The following is an 883-nucleotide window of genomic DNA, read 5'->3' on the forward strand; positions in this document are numbered from 1 at the left end:
CATGCTCCCCTCGGCCCTGGCGCCGGGCCGCCAGGGCCGAGGGGAGCATGCGGGCGCCCAGGTCGATCATCGCGTGCAGGTGGCGGGGTGCGGGCGGCTCGTAGGGGTAGTCGACGGCGTCCGCGATGTCCCCCGCGTGCACCCAGGTCTCGAAGGCGCGGTCCAGCATGGAGTCGCGCAGGGGCAGCGTGAAGTCGCCGTACGGGACGGGCAGCAGGCCGGAGCCCCCGCCGGCGAAGGCGACCGTGCGCACGAGGTGGTGGGACTGCTCGCGCCACGGGCCGCGTACGGAACGGGTGGGCGGGACGCTGGCCGCGCCCCAGTAGGCCTCCGTGCGGCCCGTCGGCGTCGGGGTGTCCGTCCCGGCCTCCAGGGGGTCGTCGAGGCCGAGGGCCACGGCGACCAGGCCGTCCACGGTCAGCAGGTGGGCGAGGACCCCGGCGACGGTGCTGCGGCGGCTCGCCGGTGCCTTGCCGTCGAACCAGCGCAGGCGGATCGGGGCGTGCCACTCCACGTCGCCGATGTCCTGGAGCAGCTGGTCCAGGCGGGCGGTCTCCGCGTCGTACGGGGCCGCCCAGGCGGGCACCGGGATGCGCGGCGGGCGGCGGCCCAGGCACGCCTCCAGGACGCGGGTGCGCAGGGCCGGGTCCAGGTCGAGGCTCTCCGGCGGGTGCAGGAGGCCCACCGCGCCGCGCAGGCGCAGGGCCTCGTCCGCGCAGGCCCCGCAGTCGCCGAGGTGGTCCTCCACGGCCACCGTCTCCTCGGGCGAGCAGGCCGCCAGCGCCCAGGCGCCGAGCAGGGCCTTGAGGACCCGGTGCTCCAGGACCAGGGGCGGCGCGGGCAGGGGCCGGCCCGTGTCCTCGACGGAGGCGCGGGGCAGGGG

The 883-nt window shown here is 78.0% G+C and carries 1 protein-coding gene; it reads right to left on the reverse strand.

Annotation, left to right across the window (positions count from 1 at the left end):
• Nucleotides 1-883 (reverse strand): zf-HC2 domain-containing protein (locus FGF04_RS39550; RefSeq protein WP_188114433.1); only part of this gene is annotated, 883 nt, incomplete at both ends.

The sequence above is a fragment of the Streptomyces apricus genome, from assembly GCF_008369065.1.
GTDB lineage: Bacteria > Actinomycetota > Actinomycetes > Streptomycetales > Streptomycetaceae > Streptomyces > Streptomyces apricus.